Annotated in this window: 18 protein-coding genes and 1 tRNA gene; 9 read left to right on the forward strand and 10 right to left on the reverse strand. The window is 62.7% G+C overall.

Features of this window, described 5'->3' with window-relative positions; all coding sequences use genetic code 11:
* Positions 1-63: 63 nt before the first annotated feature.
* From ACRAWE_RS14250 to ACRAWE_RS14260, 3 genes are all read right to left on the reverse strand, one after another.
* Positions 64-140: transfer RNA gene (locus ACRAWE_RS14250), tRNA-Arg, on the reverse strand.
* 98 nt (positions 141-238) lie between these two features.
* Positions 239-565, reverse strand: a complete 327-nt coding sequence (locus tag ACRAWE_RS14255) for a hypothetical protein (protein ID WP_432525507.1) — start codon at positions 563-565, stop codon at positions 239-241.
* The gene (locus tag ACRAWE_RS14260) at positions 544-753 is read right to left on the reverse strand and encodes a hypothetical protein (protein ID WP_025160050.1); all 210 of its coding nucleotides are present in this window, start codon (positions 751-753) and stop codon (positions 544-546) included. Before ACRAWE_RS14260 ends, ACRAWE_RS14255 begins: the two co-directional genes overlap by 22 nt.
* 206 nt (positions 754-959) lie before the next feature.
* Between ACRAWE_RS14260 and folD the strand changes: the two genes are divergently transcribed.
* A complete protein-coding gene (gene folD / locus ACRAWE_RS14265; protein WP_004940177.1) occupies positions 960-1,826 on the forward strand; it encodes a bifunctional methylenetetrahydrofolate dehydrogenase/methenyltetrahydrofolate cyclohydrolase FolD in 867 nt (288 codons plus the stop codon).
* Positions 1,827-1,836: 10 nt separating this feature from the next.
* Entirely contained in the window at positions 1,837-2,049 is a 213-nt protein-coding gene (ybcJ, locus tag ACRAWE_RS14270; RefSeq protein ID WP_019454114.1) for a ribosome-associated protein YbcJ, read from the forward strand.
* A gap of 66 nt (positions 2,050-2,115) precedes the next feature.
* Here the strand turns inward: ybcJ and cysS are convergent, their stop codons facing one another.
* A complete protein-coding gene (gene cysS / locus ACRAWE_RS14275; protein WP_432525508.1) occupies positions 2,116-3,501 on the reverse strand; it encodes a cysteine--tRNA ligase in 1,386 nt (461 codons plus the stop codon).
* 309 nt (positions 3,502-3,810) lie between these two features.
* Here cysS and ppiB point away from each other — a divergent pair, with 309 nt between their 5' ends.
* The 4 genes from ppiB to purK all read left to right on the forward strand — a co-directional run bounded on the left by ppiB (position 3,811) and on the right by purK (position 6,776).
* Positions 3,811-4,305 (forward strand): peptidylprolyl isomerase B, encoded by a 495-nt coding sequence (gene ppiB, locus ACRAWE_RS14280; protein ID WP_004940183.1) that lies wholly within the window; start codon positions 3,811-3,813, stop codon positions 4,303-4,305.
* A 10-nt stretch (positions 4,306-4,315) separates the two neighbouring features.
* On the forward strand, positions 4,316-5,038 hold the full coding sequence (locus tag ACRAWE_RS14285; RefSeq protein WP_019454116.1) for a UDP-2,3-diacylglucosamine diphosphatase: 723 nt from the start codon (positions 4,316-4,318) through the stop codon (positions 5,036-5,038).
* Positions 5,039-5,187: 149 nt separating this feature from the next.
* A complete protein-coding gene (gene purE / locus ACRAWE_RS14290) occupies positions 5,188-5,712 on the forward strand; it encodes a 5-(carboxyamino)imidazole ribonucleotide mutase (protein ID WP_019454117.1) in 525 nt (174 codons plus the stop codon).
* Positions 5,709-6,776 carry a 5-(carboxyamino)imidazole ribonucleotide synthase gene (gene purK, locus ACRAWE_RS14295; RefSeq protein WP_063918874.1) on the forward strand — a complete coding sequence of 356 codons (1,068 nt, stop codon included), beginning with the start codon at positions 5,709-5,711 and terminating at the stop codon, positions 6,774-6,776. Before purE ends, purK begins: the two co-directional genes overlap by 4 nt.
* A 69-nt stretch (positions 6,777-6,845) precedes the next feature.
* Here purK and ybbP read toward each other — a convergent pair whose 3' ends face one another.
* Positions 6,846-9,278: a putative ABC transporter permease subunit YbbP gene (gene ybbP / locus ACRAWE_RS14300; protein ID WP_019454119.1), complete on the reverse strand. Its 2,433-nt coding sequence runs from the start codon at positions 9,276-9,278 to the stop codon at positions 6,846-6,848.
* Positions 9,275-9,961: a putative ABC transporter ATP-binding protein YbbA gene (gene ybbA / locus ACRAWE_RS14305; protein ID WP_004940192.1), complete on the reverse strand. Its 687-nt coding sequence runs from the start codon at positions 9,959-9,961 to the stop codon at positions 9,275-9,277. The genes ybbP and ybbA overlap by 4 nt, the downstream gene beginning before the upstream one ends.
* On the opposite strand from ybbA, the gene tesA reads away from it, so the two are divergent.
* The 3 genes from tesA to ACRAWE_RS14320 all read left to right on the forward strand — a co-directional run bounded on the left by tesA (position 9,932) and on the right by ACRAWE_RS14320 (position 12,306).
* Complete coding sequence (tesA, locus tag ACRAWE_RS14310) at positions 9,932-10,570, forward strand: multifunctional acyl-CoA thioesterase I/protease I/lysophospholipase L1 (RefSeq protein WP_177342846.1); 639 nt, start codon at positions 9,932-9,934, stop codon at positions 10,568-10,570. The genes ybbA and tesA overlap by 30 nt on opposite strands.
* A gap of 26 nt (positions 10,571-10,596) precedes the next feature.
* Positions 10,597-11,373 carry an SDR family oxidoreductase gene (locus ACRAWE_RS14315; protein WP_063918872.1) on the forward strand — a complete coding sequence of 259 codons (777 nt, stop codon included), beginning with the start codon at positions 10,597-10,599 and terminating at the stop codon, positions 11,371-11,373.
* 78 nt (positions 11,374-11,451) lie between these two features.
* On the forward strand, positions 11,452-12,306 hold the full coding sequence (locus ACRAWE_RS14320; RefSeq protein WP_025160052.1) for a co-chaperone YbbN: 855 nt from the start codon (positions 11,452-11,454) through the stop codon (positions 12,304-12,306).
* 110 nt (positions 12,307-12,416) lie between these two features.
* Here ACRAWE_RS14320 and cfa read toward each other — a convergent pair whose 3' ends face one another.
* The 4 genes from cfa to ACRAWE_RS14340 form a co-directional block, all read right to left on the reverse strand.
* Entirely contained in the window at positions 12,417-13,568 is a 1,152-nt protein-coding gene (cfa, locus tag ACRAWE_RS14325; RefSeq protein ID WP_019454122.1) for a cyclopropane fatty acyl phospholipid synthase, read from the reverse strand.
* Between the two features lie 195 nt (positions 13,569-13,763).
* Positions 13,764-14,666: a carbamate kinase gene (locus ACRAWE_RS14330; RefSeq protein WP_019454123.1), complete on the reverse strand. Its 903-nt coding sequence runs from the start codon at positions 14,664-14,666 to the stop codon at positions 13,764-13,766.
* A gap of 21 nt (positions 14,667-14,687) precedes the next feature.
* Positions 14,688-15,557 carry a DUF2877 domain-containing protein gene (locus ACRAWE_RS14335; RefSeq protein ID WP_432525509.1) on the reverse strand — a complete coding sequence of 290 codons (870 nt, stop codon included), beginning with the start codon at positions 15,555-15,557 and terminating at the stop codon, positions 14,688-14,690.
* A 16-nt stretch (positions 15,558-15,573) separates the two neighbouring features.
* Positions 15,574-16,839: a DUF1116 domain-containing protein gene (locus tag ACRAWE_RS14340; RefSeq protein WP_015376903.1), complete on the reverse strand. Its 1,266-nt coding sequence runs from the start codon at positions 16,837-16,839 to the stop codon at positions 15,574-15,576.
* Between the last annotated feature and the right edge of the window lies 1 nt (position 16,840).

The following is a 16,840-nucleotide window of genomic DNA, read 5'->3' on the forward strand; positions in this document are numbered from 1 at the left end:
GTATGGGTTACACGATCGAATTTTCGCGGGAAAGAATATGGGGAAAAAATCAGAGAGAATTAATGGCACGCCCTATAGGATTCGAACCTATGACCTACGGCTTAGAAGGCCGTTGCTCTATCCAACTGAGCTAAGGGCGCATTGAGATGCGGCAACCTGCGGCTGCGGGTTGGGATTATACGGTCAGAGGTTAGCGAGTCAATGCCTTTTCATGACGTTACGGCGGCGCGGCCGTGCTTTATGGCGTTTTTTCCGCCAGCACCCGCACAGCGGCCCTGGCAACGCTGCGTTGAACCAGGCCAACAGCGGTGTCGCCCGGCGAGCGTTCAGAACGCTGCCGCGCGGTGTCTCGCTGCAGGCAAACGCGTGCGGACTGAACGACCGCCGTGATATCGCTCCAGTCGGCATGCTCAACCGCCTGCGTGTTGCAGGTCGCCGCCAGTCTCGCCGCCAGCGCGGTGTCGGGGGGCGTGCTGTTCAAAGAGGCCTGACTCCACGGCGCCCAGCCAAGCAGCAAGACGCAGATCATCAACGTATTGCCGTTCATGCGCACAGCTTCCGCCACAGCGCGCTCAGGCGCGCCCGCCACGACGGCGCCAGCGGGTGTTGGCCAAGCTGATGCAGCGCAATCAGCTGCGCGCTGTCCGCCGGATGCAGTGAAGAATCGAACACCGTTTCTCCCACGTGTTTAAGCTCCGCCGGTTGCTGGTCAGGCTGGTGATGCAACGGATAAAGCCGGGTTATCGCTCTCATGATCCTGCCCTCTTTCGCCCTGTGAACGGCCTCAGCGTATCCAAATGCAGGTAAAAATGGCGTAGAGGTTCCTGAAGTCGGCATAAAAAAAGCGTAAATCGGTCTCGGCAACGGCGGCGAGGGTGATTCTGCGCCTGACAGCGCGCTCAGCTTCTGCCAGAATAGCGGCATCCCCCGCTTTTCTTAATTGATGGATTTCCACACTGATGTCAGCAAAGATTATTGATGGTAAAACGATTGCGCAGCAGGTTAGAAACGAAGTGGCTGAGCAAGTGAAACAACGTCTGGCGGCCGGCAAACGCGCCCCAGGGCTGGCGGTTGTGCTGGTCGGCGAGAACCCGGCTTCGCAAATTTACGTCGCCAGCAAGCGCCGCGCCTGCGATGAAGTCGGCTTCCTTTCCCGCTCCTACGATCTGCCCGCTGCCACCAGTGAGGCCGAACTGCTGGCGCTGATCGACCAGCTGAACGCCGATGAGGAAATCGACGGCATTCTGGTGCAGCTGCCGCTGCCGGCCGGCATCGATAACGTCAAGGTGCTGGAGCGCATCCATCCGGATAAAGACGTCGACGGCTTCCACCCCTACAACGTCGGCCGCCTGTGCCAGCGCGCGCCTAAGCTGCGTCCGTGTACCCCGCGCGGCATCGTTACCCTGCTGGAGCGTTATAACATCGATACCTACGGCCTGAATGCCGTGGTGGTCGGCGCGTCCAACATCGTCGGCCGCCCGATGAGCATGGAACTGCTGCTGGCCGGCTGCACCACTACCGTCACCCACCGCTTCACCAAAAATCTGCGTCATCACGTCGAGAACGCCGATCTGCTGGTGGTGGCGGTCGGTAAGCCGGGCTTCATTCCGGGCGACTGGATCAAACCGGGCGCCATCGTGGTGGACGTCGGCATCAACCGCCTGGAAAGCGGTAAAGTGGTGGGCGATGTCGACTTCGACGCCGCCAGCGAGCGCGCCGCCTACATCACCCCGGTGCCGGGTGGCGTTGGCCCGATGACCGTTGCTACACTGATCCAAAATACCTTGCAGGCCTGCGAGGAATATCACGACGTTCAACCTAAATAAGTAAGGCAGTATGGAAATTTTCAATCTGGACAATCATCCCCACGTCGAACTGTGCGATCTGCTGAAGTTCCAGGGCTGGTGTGAAAGCGGCGGCGCCGCCAAAGAAGTCATCGCCGAAGGGCGGGTGAAAGTCGACGGCAAGGTCGAAACCCGCAAACGCTGCAAGATCGTCGCCGATCAGGTGGTGGAGTTCGACGGCGGCAAGGTCGTGGTCAAGCCATAACCCTCGGTTGTCGCAATAGAAAAAGGCGCTGAATTCAGCGCCTTTTTTGTTTTTCCTGCGGCCGGATTACTTGCGACGCCAGGTGGTGCCCTGCGGGCCGTCTTCCAGCACAATGTTCATCTCGTTCAAGCGATCGCGAGCGGTATCCGCCAGCGCCCAGTCCTTGGCGGCACGCGCTTCGTTACGCTGCTTGATCAGCGCTTCGATCTCCGCCACTTCGCCGTCGTCAACCTGAGCGCCCCCTTGCAGGAACTGCTCTGGCTCCTGCTGCAGCAGGCCGAGTACGTTCGCCAGCTTGCGCAATTCCGCCGCCATGCCGTTGGCCGCCGCCATGTCTTCCCCTTTCAGGCGGTTCACTTCGCGCGCCAGATCGAACAGCGCCGAGTAGGCTTCCGGGGTGTTGAAGTCGTCGTCCATCGCTTCGCGGAAGCGGGCTTCCAACGCTTCGCCGCCGGCCGGCGCGGCATTGGCGTCGGTGCCGCGCAGCGCGGTATAGAGACGCTCCAGCGCAGTACGCGCCTGCTTGAGGTTCTCTTCGCTGTAGTTCAGCTGGCTGCGATAGTGGCCGGACATCAGGAAGTAACGCACCGTCTCCGCATCGTAATGCCCGAGCACGTCGCGGATGGTGAAGAAGTTATCCAGCGATTTGGACATCTTCTCTTTGTCGATCATCACCATGCCGGAGTGCATCCAGTAATTGACGTACGGGCCATCGTGGGCGCAGCTCGACTGCGCGATCTCGTTCTCGTGGTGCGGGAACATCAGATCGGAGCCGCCGCCGTGGATGTCAAAGTGGGTGCCCAGCTGTTTGCAGTTCATGGCGGAGCATTCGATATGCCAGCCCGGGCGGCCCGGCCCCCACGGCGACTGCCAGCTCGGCTCGCCCGGCTTGGACATCTTCCACAGCACGAAGTCCATCGGGTTGCGCTTCACGTCGTCGATCTCCACACGCGCGCCGGCCTGCAGTTGATCCAGATCCTGGCGCGACAGCAGCCCGTATTGCGGATCGCTGTCGATGGAGAACATCACGTCGCCGTTGCTGGCCACGTAGGCGTGATCGCGATCGATCAGGCGCTGGGTGATCTCGATGATCTCGGCGATATGCTGGGTCGCGCGCGGTTCACTGTCCGGGCGGTCGATCAGCAGCGCGTCAAAGTCGGCGTGCATTTCCGCCAGCATGCGTTCGGTCAGCTGGTCGCAGGTCTCATGATTTTCCGCCGCGCGGCGAATGATTTTGTCGTCCACGTCGGTGACGTTGCGCACGTAGTTCAGCGAATAGCCGAGATAGCGCAGGTAACGCGCCACCACGTCGAAAGCGACAAAGGTACGACCGTGGCCGATGTGACACAGGTCATAGATGGTTACCCCGCACACGTACATGCCCACTTTCCCGGCATGAATGGGTTTGAATTCCTCTTTTTGACGACTCAGGGTATTAAAAATCTTTAGCATCGGGAGATTCCGTGGTGTGCGTGATAACAAAAAAGATAACCGGGCCTCAGGTTTTCCGCCCGGTAGCGTATTGAAACCTGAAGCCTGATCTATTGCAAGGTTAAGGCCATGCTTTGCTGGCTTCACGCGAATAAAATGCGCAAAATTCGGCAGTTGGCATAATTGTTATAATATAACACAAGTGCAATTACCACAGACAGTGCGCGGTTGAGCCGCTGCTGACTCGCTGGGGCGGATATGTTATAAGGGCGGTCTGAATGTTCACTCGCTTTACGTGACGTCTCACTTCACCTTGTTAGGATTAAAACTATGGTTACTTTCCACACCAATCACGGCGATATCGTTATCAAGACCTTTGCTGACAAAGCGCCGGTTACCGTTGAAAACTTCCTGAACTACTGCCGCGCCGGTTTCTACGACAACACCATCTTCCACCGTGTGATCAACGGCTTCATGATCCAGGGCGGCGGCTTTGAACCAGGCATGAACCAGAAAGCGACCAACGCGACCATCAAGAACGAAGCCAACAACGGTCTGAAAAACACCATCGGCACCCTGGCAATGGCGCGCACCAACGATCCGCACTCCGCCACCGCACAGTTCTTCATCAACGTGGCCGACAACGACTTCCTGAACTTCCGCGGCGAAAACGTGCAGGGCTGGGGCTACTGCGTGTTTGCTGAAGTGGTTGAAGGCATGGACGTGGTCAACAAGATCAAAGGCGTGAAAACCGGCCGCAGCGGCATGCACCAGGACGTACCGGTAGAAGACGTTGTGATCAACAGCGTGACCGTCAGCGAGTAATCGCGGCTGCATGAGTACGCTGTTCATCGCAGATCTGCACTTGTGCGCACAGGAACCGGCAATCACTGCCGGTTTTCTGCGTTTTTTACGGCGCGAAGCGATTCACGCCGACGCGCTGTACATCCTCGGCGACCTGTTTGAAGCCTGGATCGGCGACGACGATCCCGAGCCGCTGCACGCGGAGATCGCCGCGGCGCTGAAGGCGCTGCAACAGGCCGGCGTGCCCTGCTATTTCATCCACGGCAACCGTGATTTTCTGCTCGGCAAACGCTTTGCCCGCGCCAGCGGCATGCAGTTGCTGCCGGAAGAAAAAGTGCTGGAGCTGTACGGCCGCAGGATCCTGATCCTGCACGGCGACACGCTGTGCACCGACGATCAGGCCTATCAGCAATTCCGCCGCAAGGTGCACAACCCGCTGATTCAAAAACTGTTCCTGGCGCTGCCGCTGCGCTGGCGACTGAAGATCGCCGCTAAAATGCGCGCCCGCAGCCAACAATCCAACCAGTACAAGTCGGAAGCCATCATGGACGTCAACCCGCAGGCGGTCGAGCAAACGATGCTGCGCCACGACGTGCACTGGATGATCCACGGCCATACCCATCGCCCGGCGGTGCACCGGCTGGCGTTGAGCAACGGCGAAGCCCATCGCGCGGTGCTGGGCGCCTGGCACGTCGAAGGATCGATGATCAAAGTCAGCGCCGACGCCGTCGAGCTGATTCAATTCCCATTCTGAGTTCCGGACTGGCGCGCGAGTGAAAATTCGCGCTTTCGCCGGTGAAAACCGGTGACGCAACCGTTTTCCTCGCCGTGCGCTCATGGTATGCTCTACGCCCTCATTCGGCCCTCAGCCGACGCCAGACAAACCACAGGAGCCTTACACCCATGGGAGCCAACGCCGCTTCAGCCGCCAATATCGGGGCTAAAATCGCAATTGTAATGGGATCGAAAAGTGACTGGGCCACCATGCAGTTCGCCGCAGAAGTCCTGACCCAGCTCGATGTCCCCTTCCATGTCGAAGTCGTTTCCGCTCACCGCACGCCGGACAAGCTGTTCAGCTTCGCCGAGCAGGCTGCCGCCAACGGCTTTGACGTGATCATCGCCGGTGCCGGCGGTGCGGCGCACCTGCCGGGCATGCTGGCGGCGAAAACCCTGGTGCCGGTGCTGGGCGTGCCGGTGCAAAGCGCCGCGCTGAGCGGCGTGGACAGCCTCTACTCCATCGTGCAAATGCCGCGCGGCATCCCGGTCGGCACGTTGGCGATCGGCAAAGCCGGCGCCGCCAACGCCGGGCTGCTGGCGATGCAGATCCTGGCGCTGCACGACGCCGCGCTGGCGCAGCGTTTGGCGAACTGGCGTCAGGCGCAGACCGACGACGTCTTGAACCACCCCGATCCGCGGGAGGACGCATGAAGCCGGTTTGCGTACTGGGCAACGGCCAGCTGGGGCGCATGCTGCGCCAGGCCGGCGAACCGCTGGGCATCGCCGTTTACCCCGTCGGTATCGATGCCGAGCCCGAGGCGGTGCCGTATCAGAACAGCGTCATTACTGCCGAGATCGAACGCTGGCCGGAAACTGCGCTGACGCGCGAACTGGCGACCCACAGCGCCTTCGTCAACCGCGACATCTTCCCGCGTCTGGCGGATCGCCTGACGCAAAAACAGCTGCTCGACCAGCTCGGCCTGGCGACCGCGCCGTGGCAGCTGCTGGCGAGCGCCGCCGAATGGCCGCAGGTGTTCGCTTCGCTGGGCGAGCTGGCGATCGTCAAACGCCGAGTCGGTGGCTATGACGGCCGCGGCCAATGGCGCTTGCGTCCGGGCCAGGAAGCCGAACTGCCGGCCGACGCCTATGGCGAGTGCATCGTCGAGCAAGGCATCAATTTCTCCGGCGAAGTGTCGCTGGTAGGCGCGCGCGGCCACGACGGGCGTTCGGTATTCTACCCGCTGACCCATAACCTGCATGAAGACGGCATCCTGCGCACCAGCGTGGCGCTGCCGCAGCCCAACCCGGTGCTGCAGCAACAGGCCGAGCGGATGCTGGCGGCGATCCTGAACGAACTGAACTACGTCGGCGTGATGGCGATGGAGTGCTTTATCGTCGGCGATCGGCTGCTGATCAACGAACTGGCACCGCGCGTACACAACAGCGGCCACTGGACGCAAAACGGCGCGTCCATCAGCCAGTTCGAGCTGCACCTGCGCGCCATCCTCGGCCTGCCGCTGCCGCAGCCGGTAGTGAGCACGCCGTCGGTGATGGTCAACCTGATCGGCACCGCCGTCAACGAACAGTGGCTGTCGCTGCCGCTGGTGCACCTGCACTGGTATGAGAAAGAGGTGCGCCCTGGCCGCAAGGTCGGCCACCTCAATCTGAACGACCCGAGCGCCGCCGATCTGCGCCAAGCGCTGCAGACGCTGGCGCCGCTGCTGCCGGGCGAATACCAAAGCGGGCTGGCCTGGGCACAGCAGAAGCTGGCCTAAGGCGCCGCCGGCGAAAGTAAAAGGGGTTAGCCTTAAGCTAACCCCTTTTTTCATCGAGCTAAGCCAACATCACCCCTCATAACTGCGGAACAGCGCCCGGCCGCGCAGCAGGCGCACGCCCAGCCAGCCGCCGCACAGCGACAGCAGCAGCGCACTGGCCAGCGGCAGCGCCCACCACAGCACCGGCGTCGGCGTCCACGGGAAGTCGAACACCCGGCTCTGCAACAGCCACAGCGCCGCCTCGGCGCCCACCGCCGCCGCGATGCCCGCCACCAGCCCCAGCAGGGCGAACTCGCACCACAGCGTGCGGCGCAGCAGCCGTTTGCCGGCCCCCAGCGTACGGTACACCACCAGCTCCTGGCGGCGTTGACGCATGCCGACCTGCACCTGCGCCAGCAGCAATAGGCCGCCACACAGCACCACCAGCACCACCATCACCTCCAGCGCGCGGCTGACCTGCTGCAGCACGCCGCCAACCTGTTTCAGGATCGCGCCGATGTCCAGCAGACTGAGCGTCGGGAACTGACGGTTGAGTTGGGTCAGCATCTGGCCGTCGCCGTCGTAGCGGAAGCTGGTGAGCCAGGTCTGCGGCTGGCCGTCCAATGCGCCCGGCGGGAAGATAAAGTAAAAGTTCGGCTTCAGGCTCTCCCAATCCACCTGGCGCAGGCTGGTAACTTTGGCGCTGAACGCCTGGGTATCGCCGCTGAAGGTCAGCGTGTCGCCCAGCTTGATCTTCAGCCGCCCGGCAATGCCTTCATCCATCGAAACCTCGCCGGTTTTCGGCGGCCAGCTGCCCGCCACCAGCGGATTATGATCCGGCAGCGCTGCCAGCCAGGTCAGGTTCAGTTCACGGTTCACCGCCTCGCCGCCCGGATCGTCTTCATGCACCCGTTCTGTCGCCACCTGCTGGTTTATCTCGGTCAGACGCACCCGAACGATCGGGTAATAGGTTTCCGGCTTGATCTGGTGCTGCTGCAGGAAGGTTTTCACCTGCGGCACCTGCGCCTCGGTCATATTGAGCAGGAAAAAGTTCGGGCTGTCCGGCGGCAGCTGTTGCTGCCAGCGTTCGAGCAGATCGCCGCGCAGCACCAGCAACAGCGCCAACAGCATGAACGACAGCGAGAACGCCGCCAGCTGGCTGATGGTCACCCACGGCTGATGCAGCAGGCGATTGACCGCCAGCCGCAGCGCCAGGCTCTTGAGCGTGATGCGGCGCAGCAGCAGCAGGCTGCCCCAACCCATGCCGCCCAACAGCAACGCCAGCACCGCCATACCGGCCAAAATAGCCCACAGCAGCGTACTGGCCCCCATCAGCACCACCAACAGCGCCACCACGATCGCCGCCGTCACCGGCAGGAAGTAGCGCAGTGGCCAGACGTTGGCCGTCACGTCGCGGCGCAGCACCCGCAGCGGCTGGGTCGCCAGCAGCTGGCGATACGGCCGCAGCCCGACCAGCAGCGAAATCAGCACCAGCGCGCCGAGCGCCCACAGCCACGGCCAGGCGCCGGCGGCGGGCAACGCGGCCGGCAACACCGGCTTCAGCAGGCGGATCAGCAGCGCTTCGAACGCCAGCCCGATCGCCCCGCCACATACCGCCGCCAGCGCCATCACTGCCAGCCACTGGCCGACGATCAGCTTACGCAGCGCGCCGCGCCCGGCGCCGAGGGTTTTCAGCACCGCGATCAGATCGTAACGGCTGCGGCAATAGTGGCTCATCGCCACCGCCACGGCGGCGATCGACAACAGCAGCGTCAACAAGGCCGACAGCAGCAGGAACTGTTGAGATCGCTGCAACGACTTGCCGAGCGCGCTGCCGGACTCCTGCAGCCCGAACCAGCGCTGGTCCGGCGTCAACTGCGGCGTCAGCCGCGCTTCGTAACGCTGAATATCCGGCTCCGCGCCGGCGAACATATAACGGTAGGTCAGGCGACTGCCCGGCTGCACCGCGCCGGTCTTATCGACGTCCGCCAGGTTGATCATGATGCGCGGCGCGGTCTGGAACGGATTGAAGCCGGCGTCCGGCTCCTGAATGATTTCACCGGCGATGCGCAGCGTGGTGTCACCCACCTCGAGCGAATCCCCGACTTTCACGTTCAGCAGCGCCAGCAAGCGCGGCGCCACCAGCACGCTGCCCGGTTCAGGCTTGATGTTGGCCGGGCGCGTTTCCAGCTTGCCGTACAGCGGATAGACCAGATCGGTGGCTTTCACGTCCGCCAACTGCGGCCGATCGCCGGCATAGGTCATGGTGGTGAACGACAGCTGGCGGCTCACCTTCAGCCCCTGCTGCTGCGCGTCCAGCAACCAGCCTTCCGGCACCGGATGCGCGCTGCGCAGCACCCGATCGCCGGCGATAAAGTCGCGGCTCTGCTGGCTGAGCCCTTTGTCCATGCGATCGCTGATGCTGCCCAGCGCCAGCACGCAGGCCACGGAGAGCGTCAACGCCAGCCAAACGATCAGCAGCGACGGCGAGCGCCATTCGCGCCAGAACCAACGCCAGATCATGCTTCCTCCCACAGCTTGCCTTCGCGCAGCCGCAGCCGCCGCTGGCAGCGCGCCGCCAGGGTTTCGTCGTGGGTCACCAGGATCAGGGTGGTGTCGAAATCGCGGTTGAGAGAGAACAGCAAATCGGCGATGCGATCGCCGGTTTGACGATCGAGGTTACCGGTCGGCTCATCGGCGAACAGCACCCGCGGCCGGCCGCTGAAGGCGCGCGCCAGCGCCACACGCTGCTGCTCGCCGCCGGACAGCTGCGCCGGCAGGTGATCGAGCCGCTTGCCCAGCCCCAACTGCTCGAGCAGCTGCACCGCCTGCTCGCGGCTCTGCCTGTCGCTCTCGCCGCGCAGCAGCGCCGGCAGCTGCACGTTCTCCAGCGCGTTCAGCGTCGGCACCAGCATGAACGACTGAAACACGAAGCCGACATTTCTGGCGCGCAACGCGGCACGCCCCTCTTCGTCCAGCGCGGTCAGCGACTCGCCCAGCAAACGCACTTCGCCTTCGCTGCCGTCATCCAGCCCGGCCAATATGCCCAGTAAGGTCGACTTGCCCGAGCCGGATTCCCCGATCAGGGCGATCGTCTGCGCGGGTTTGACAAGCAGCTCGACTCCGGTAAGGATGGTGAGCTGATGCTCACCCTGACCAACGTGTTTACTAAGATGATGAACTTCAAGAACGTTTTCCGCTGGCATCTTCCCTTCCTTTTGCTGTTGGGATTATTCAGTTTACGCGCTGCCGCCGCCGATACCTTGTTGATTTTGGGCGACAGTTTAAGCGCCGGCTACCGCCTGCCGATCGAGCGGGCCTGGCCGACGCTGTTGGCCGAACAGTGGCAAAAAAAGCCGGGCGCGCCACAGCTGGTCAACGCCAGCATCAGCGGTGACACCGCCGCGCAGGGGCTGGCACGCCTGCCCGCGCTGCTGAAACAACATCGGCCGCGCTGGGTGCTGATCGAGCTGGGCGCCAACGACGGCCTGCGCGGTTTCCCGGCGCAGGACGTACAGCGCGATCTCGGCCAAATCATCACACGGGTGCAGCAGGCCGGCGCACAGCCGCTGCTGATGCAGATCCGCATCCCGCCGAACTACGGCCGCCGCTATACTGAGGCGTTCAGCGCCGTCTATCCGGCGTTGGCCAAACAGTTCAACATTCCGCTGCTGCCGTTCTATATGGAACAGGTGGTGGTGAAGCCGGAATGGATGCAGGATGACGGATTGCACCCCAATGGGGACGCCCAGCCGTTTATCGCCACCTGGATGGCGGAGCGTCTGGAACCGCTAGTAAAACATGAGTCTAACTAAATTAGGGTCGTACACTAGGTAAAGTTATGCAAAAAGCGGTATTGATAACCGGCTGTTCCAGCGGGATTGGATTGATTGCGGCGCAGGATCTGCGCAACCGCGGCTATCGGGTGCTGGCCGCCTGCCGCAAACCGCAGGACGTGGAAAACATGCGCCAGCTCGGGCTGGAAGGCATCGAGCTGGATCTGGACGACAGCGCCAGCGTCGAGCGCGCCGCCGCCGAAGTGATCGCGCTGACCGGCGGCCGCCTGTACGGCCTGTTCAACAATGGCGGGTTCGGCGTTTACGGCCCGCTCAGCCGCATTTCGCGCAGCCAGCTGGAGCGGCAGTTCTCCACCAACCTGTTCGGCACCCACCAACTGACCCAGCTGCTGTTGCCGGCGATGTTGCCGCACGGTGAAGGGCGCATCATTCAGACCAGTTCGGTGATGGGCCTGGTTTCCAGCGCCGGGCGCGGCGCCTATGCCGCCAGCAAGTTCGCGCTGGAAGCCTGGTCGGACGCGCTGCGCATGGAGCTGCACGGCAGTGGCATTCAGGTCAGCCTGATCGAGCCGGGGCCGATCTCCACCCACTTTAGCCAGAACGTCAATCAGGCGCAGAGCGACAAGCCGGTGCACAACCCCGGCATCGCCAAACGCCTGACGCTGACGCCGGAGGCCATTCTGCCCAAATTGCGCCACGCGCTGGAAAGCCCGCGCGCCAAATTGCGCTACCCGGTGACCCTGCTGGCGCACGCGATGAGCGTGCTGCGCCGCATTTTGCCGGGCCGCTGCCTGGATTGGCTGCTGCGCAGCAACGCTTAATTCGCCCGTCGGGGTTGAAGAATGGCGGCGCGCCCCCATCTACACCCCATGGCTCCGCACGATCAGAGAGAAAAAGAGATGCTAGCTCAAGCTGTTGTTGATATTAACGAAACTAACCTGCACCAGACGCTGGAACAGTCGATGTCCATTCCGGTGCTGTTCTACTTCTGGTCCGAGCGCAGCCAACACTGCCTGCAGCTCACGCCGGTGCTGGACAAGCTGGCGGCGGAATACGCCGGTCAGTTCATTCTGGCCAAGGTGGACTGCGACGCCGAGCAGATGATCGCCTCCCAGTTCGGGCTGCGTTCTATCCCGACGGTTTATCTGTTCAAAGACGGCCAGCCGGTCGACGGCTTCCAGGGCCCGCAGCCGGAAGAAGCGATCCGCGACCTGCTGCAGCGTTTCCTGCCGAAGGAAGAAGATCTGAAACTGGCGCAGGCGCAGGAACTGCTGGCCGCCGGCAACGCCGCCGAAGCGCTGCCGCTGCTGAAAGACGCCTGGCAGAGCAGCCAGCAGCGCAGCGACATCGGCCTGACCCTGGCCGAAACCCAGATCGCGCTCAGCCGCAGTGAAGACGCCGAAGCGGTGCTGGCAACCATCCCACTGCAGGATCGCGATACTCGCTATCAAGGCCTGGTGGCGCAGATTGAATTGTTGAAGCAGGCGGCGGACACGCCGGAAATCCAACAGCTGCAACAGCAGGTACAGCAGCAGCCGGACAACGTCGAGCTGGCGGTGCAGCTGGCGCTGCAGCTGCATCAGGTCGGGCGTAACGAAGAAGCGCTGGAACTGCTGATGGGGCATCTGAAGAAAGATCTGGCCGCCGCCAACGGCAACGCGCGCAAGACCCTGATGGATATTCTGGCCGCACTCGGCACCGGCGACGCGCTGGCCGCTAAATATCGCCGCCAGCTGTACTCCCTGCTGTACTGATATCCGTCATCCCTGAAGCTGCATCCAGGTGGCAAACGTGAAGCCCTGGGAGCTTAGATAACTAAGCGACCAGGGCTCGAACGTGCAGTCAGATTGAAATATGACGGGGATTAGCGATAGACCCGCACCCCGCCCTCTACGCCCGCCGGGCTGAACAACACCTGCCACAGCTGAATGTTGCGCGAACGAAACGCGCCGGCGCAGGCGTTCAGGTAATAAGTGAACATCCGTTCGAAGCGCTCGGAATAACCGCCCGCCAATTCCGGCCACGCCCGTTTGAAATTCTCCAGCCAGGCCATCAGCGTGCGATCGTAATCGGCACCGAAGTTATGCCAATCCTCCATCACGAAACGCCCTTCGCTGGCCTCGGCGATATGCCGCACCGAAGGCAGGCAGCCGTTGGGGAAGATGTATTTGTCTATCCAGGCGTCGACGTTAAGGTCGGTTTGATTGGAACCGATAGTGTGCAGCAAAAACAGGCCGTCCGGCTTCAGGTTGCGCGCCGCGACGCTGAAATAGGTATCGTAGTTCTTCGGCCCGACGTGCTCGAACATGCCGACCGACACGATGCGGTCGAACTGGCGGTCCAGATCGCGATAGTCCTGCAGTAAAATCTCGACGTCCAGCCCGGCGCAACGTTCCTGCGCCAGCTTCTGCTGCTCGGCAGAAATGGTCACGCCGTGCACCGAGACGCCGTAGTTTTGCGCCGCAAACTGCGCCAACCCGCCCCAGCCGCAGCCGATATCCAGCAACGTCATGCCCGGTTTCAGCTGCAGCTTTTCGCAGATCATCCTGAGCTTGGCCTGCTGCGCCTGCTCCAGCGTCTGCGCCTCTTTCCAGTAGCCGCAGGAGTATTGCATGTAAGGATCGAGCATCGCCCGGAACAGATCGTTGCCGATGTCGTAGTGCTCTTTGCCCACCTGCCAGGCGCGCTTGCGCGATTGGCGGTTGAACAGCCGGGCATAGGCGATGCGCGCGATGTCGCTCAGGCTTTTCGGCAGCCGCTCGTCGACGCCGGCCTGCAGAATGCGGGTAAACAACACGTCCAGCCGTTCGCACTCCCACCAACCGTCCATATAACCTTCGCCGAAGCCGAGCGAGCCTTCCTGCAAAATGCGTTTGAACAGCGCCGGGTTGTGCACCCGAATATCCCAGGCGCGCGGGCCATTGATGGCGACGCCGGCTTCGGCCAGCATCTCCTCTACAATGCGATACCAGCGGTCGTTCTTCTGGGCGAGTTCATCAACACTGAGCGAATCCATAACAATCCTTGGCCGAAATGTCATTTCAAAAAGCATAGTCGCAAATAAAAATGACAAATTTTTGACGTTAAACACAGGGGGTGTTTTTACTCTAGCCAAGGTGAGCAACATCATGAAATGAATAAAAATTATTGAAATCATGCCGTTTTGGCATACTTATCCGCGCCAACGCGGGCGCGGATAAACCGACGGCAACTAAGGCAAAATGGCGGTGCCGGCCTGGCCCGCCAGCACCGCGTCGATATCCTGCAGGCCACCGATATGCGCCGTCCGCCCGGTGCGATCGACGAAGCGGCTGACCGCCATGATCTTCGGCCCCATGGCGCCGTCCGCCACCGCCATCGGCGCCAGCTCCTGCGTGGTGGCGCGACGAATGGCGCGCTGGCGTGGCGTGCCCCACTCCTGGTACACCGCGTCGGCGTCGGTGAGGATCACCAGATGATCGGCGCCCACCTGTTCCGCCAACAGCGCCGCCGCCAGATCTTTATCGATCACCGCTTCGCTGCCCGTCAGCCCATCCTCGCCGGCAATCATCGGGATGCCGCCGCCGCCGTTGCAGATCACGATATGCCGCTGCGACAGCAGCAAGGTGATCGCCTCGATGTCGAGGATCTTCTGCGGCGCCGGCGAAGGCACCACCCGGCGAATGTAGTTACCGTCCGCCTTCAGCGTCCAGCCGAACCTGGCCTCCAGCGCCTGCCGCTGTTCCGGCGCATACACCGGCCCGATGAACTTGCTCGGCGCCTGGTAATCCGCATCCTGCGCATCCACCAGCACCCGCGTCAGCAGCGTGGACACCGGCTGCTGCGGATGGCTGGCATTCAGCTGTTGCGTCAGCATATAACCGATCATGCCCTGGCTTTCCGCCACCAGAATATCCAGCGGATAGGGAGGCACATCGCGGTACGCCAGGTTTTGCAACGCCAGCAGCCCCACCTGCGGGCCGTTGCCGTGCACGATGGCGATGCGGTACTTCTGCGCCAGCTTGCCGATGGCGTCGGCGATGAGGGCGATGCTCTTATATTGATTTTCCGCAGAGAGCACGGCTCCGCGCTGCAACAGGGCGTTGCCGCCCAACGCAATGACCAAGGTTTTCATGGTTTGCACCCGTAGTTGAAATCATACCGTCCCGGCCGAATCCGCGATCCGGCCCTCGTGTTCACACCGCGCGCCGCACAGTGCGTTAATCGTCGTCACCCCCAGCCACACGCCCAGCAGCGTGTCCGCCCCCGAGAAATGCCCCAGGCTCAGCACCGCCGCCACCGCCGCCGATACGTCTTCAGGCACCTGCAGCCCCTGCGCCAGCGTATGCAGCGGCGTGGCGAACACGCCCTGCTCGGCGTAATGCAGGTAGTGCGCGCTCACCAGCGTGGTCAGCGCTTCCAGCGGTGGCGTCTGGGCGAAAAACGGCGTCAGCCTGGCGACCTGGATGCGGCTGTCGAGGTGCGCGCTCAGTAACAGACCGAGCAAGGTGTCGTCGTTGCTCGGCGTCAGCCCCGGCCCTTTGCCCAGCGTATGGCGCCAGTCGACCGCGCCGCCCCGCAGCCAACGAGAGAAATCCCGCGCCAGCCCGGCCGGCTCCGGCGTTAACGGCCGCTTCACCAGCCGACCAATTTCGCCGTGCAATCCGCACAGCGCGGTGCTGTGCTGCAACACCGCCGTCAGCGGCCGATCGGCAATGGCCGCCCGCTGCGCCAGCGCCAGATCCCGCACCATCGCGGCGGGCCGGACACGAAGCGCATCCAGCAAGATGCCAGTGGTGGAGAAAGCGCAGTGCCGTACGGACGGCATCGCATGACGCACGCGGTCGAAATCCCGCGCGCCAAGCTGCCACCCCATCGGGCTCAGGCCGCTGCCGGCGCGGTGCAGCGTCAGCAACCGCGCATTTTCCGTCAGGAAATTGATCGCGTTGTTGAAGCTGCCGACGCAGCGCAGCGCGCCATAGTCCTGCGTCACATGGCGGCTGCCGGCCAGCGCGACAATGTCCATACGCCCCTCCGTTCGCTTACGCCGTGATGCCGAGCTTATCGGCCAGCGCTTCGATCGCCTTCTCGAAACAACCGAGCGGCGCGCGCACCGTGCCGGCGCCGATCTGCCCGACCCCGGCTTCGCGGTGGGCTATGCCGGTGTTGATCAGCGGCGTGATGCCGGTTTCCACTACCCGGCGTGCATCCAGCCCCAGGCAGGCGCCCTGGAAGTCCCAGGTCGGGATCTGCAGCATCATGTTGCGCTCAAGATAGATCTCCGCCATTTCCTCGGAGATGTCGGTGGCGGCGCTCATGCCGCCGGAAGCCCCGACGAATCGCGTCACGCCCGGGGCCGCCACCATCGCCGCCCCGCCGATGCCGAAGGTTTCGGTGATCGCGCTGTCGCCGATGTCCGGGTTGGCGTCCGCCTGGCTGAAGCCGGAGAAGAACAGCCCCTCCGGCGTGTTCACCGGCGCGGTGAACCAACGATCGCCCATGCCACTGATCTTGATGCCGAAGTTCTTGCCGTTGCGGGTCATCACCGTGACGATGGTGCCCTGCTCAATCTCCGCTCCCGCATCCATCGCCGCCTTGCAGTAAGCCATCGCCAGATTGAGGAAGAACTGATCGGTGATACTGAGGAACTGCATCACCTGCGCCAGCTCCGCCTTATCGCGAGGCAGCAGGCTAATCTCCGGCGCCAACCTGCGCATCAATAGCGCCGAGGCCGCGATATTGCGCTGGTGGAACTCATCCCCCATGCTGATCGCCTGCGCCATCAGCGCGGTCAGATCGATCCCCTCCTCCAGCGTCGCCAGCACCGCTTTCAGCACCGGGGCCAAAGAGTCGCGCATCCAGCGCAGGCGCTGCTGCACATCCTCGCCATAGGCGCCGAAGCGCATCACCTTACCGATGCCTTCGTTCATGTTGCAGTAGGCGTAGTTGCCGTGGACAGTGTTCCTGACCACCACCATCGGCATGTGGGCCGAAGTAATGCCACCCATCGGCCCCACCGCGCTCACGCTATGGCATGGGATAAACTCGATTTCCCCTTGCTCCAGCAGCGCCAGTGCCTGCTGCTCATCCTGCGCCCAGCCTTCGAACAGGCAGGCGCCGATGCAGGCACCGCGTACCGGACCGCTCATCTCTTGCCAGGTGACCGGCGGCCCGGCGTGCAACAGCTTGCGTCCTTCAGCCAGCTGCGGGATCAACCGATGCGCCAGATCCACATCCTGCCAGTGCGGGCGCGCCTCGCGGATACGGGCGATAACGGCGGCGTTTGCTTGCTCAATCGTTGCGTACATA

It is taken from the genome of Serratia sp. BFP-2025, from assembly GCF_050880365.1.
Lineage (GTDB): Bacteria > Pseudomonadota > Gammaproteobacteria > Enterobacterales > Enterobacteriaceae > Serratia > Serratia surfactantfaciens.

Coding starts and splice junctions, on each gene's coding strand:
- ACRAWE_RS14260 (WP_025160050.1), bottom strand. CDS start 753: ATGAGAGCGATAACCCGGCTTTATCCGTTGCATCACCAGCCTGACCAG.
- folD (WP_004940177.1), top strand. CDS start 960: ATGTCAGCAAAGATTATTGATGGTAAAACGATTGCGCAGCAGGTTAGA.
- ybcJ (WP_019454114.1), top strand. CDS start 1,837: ATGGAAATTTTCAATCTGGACAATCATCCCCACGTCGAACTGTGCGAT.
- cysS (WP_432525508.1), bottom strand. CDS start 3,501: ATGCTAAAGATTTTTAATACCCTGAGTCGTCAAAAAGAGGAATTCAAA.
- ppiB (WP_004940183.1), top strand. CDS start 3,811: ATGGTTACTTTCCACACCAATCACGGCGATATCGTTATCAAGACCTTT.
- ACRAWE_RS14285 (WP_019454116.1), top strand. CDS start 4,316: ATGAGTACGCTGTTCATCGCAGATCTGCACTTGTGCGCACAGGAACCG.
- purE (WP_019454117.1), top strand. CDS start 5,188: ATGGGAGCCAACGCCGCTTCAGCCGCCAATATCGGGGCTAAAATCGCA.
- purK (WP_063918874.1), top strand. CDS start 5,709: ATGAAGCCGGTTTGCGTACTGGGCAACGGCCAGCTGGGGCGCATGCTG.
- ybbP (WP_019454119.1), bottom strand. CDS start 9,278: ATGATCTGGCGTTGGTTCTGGCGCGAATGGCGCTCGCCGTCGCTGCTG.
- tesA (WP_177342846.1), top strand. CDS start 9,932: ATGAACTTCAAGAACGTTTTCCGCTGGCATCTTCCCTTCCTTTTGCTG.
- ybbA (WP_004940192.1), bottom strand. CDS start 9,961: ATGCCAGCGGAAAACGTTCTTGAAGTTCATCATCTTAGTAAACACGTT.
- ACRAWE_RS14315 (WP_063918872.1), top strand. CDS start 10,597: ATGCAAAAAGCGGTATTGATAACCGGCTGTTCCAGCGGGATTGGATTG.
- ACRAWE_RS14320 (WP_025160052.1), top strand. CDS start 11,452: ATGCTAGCTCAAGCTGTTGTTGATATTAACGAAACTAACCTGCACCAG.
- cfa (WP_019454122.1), bottom strand. CDS start 13,568: ATGGATTCGCTCAGTGTTGATGAACTCGCCCAGAAGAACGACCGCTGG.
- ACRAWE_RS14330 (WP_019454123.1), bottom strand. CDS start 14,666: ATGAAAACCTTGGTCATTGCGTTGGGCGGCAACGCCCTGTTGCAGCGC.
- ACRAWE_RS14335 (WP_432525509.1), bottom strand. CDS start 15,557: ATGGACATTGTCGCGCTGGCCGGCAGCCGCCATGTGACGCAGGACTAT.
- ACRAWE_RS14340 (WP_015376903.1), bottom strand. CDS start 16,839: ATGTACGCAACGATTGAGCAAGCAAACGCCGCCGTTATCGCCCGTATC.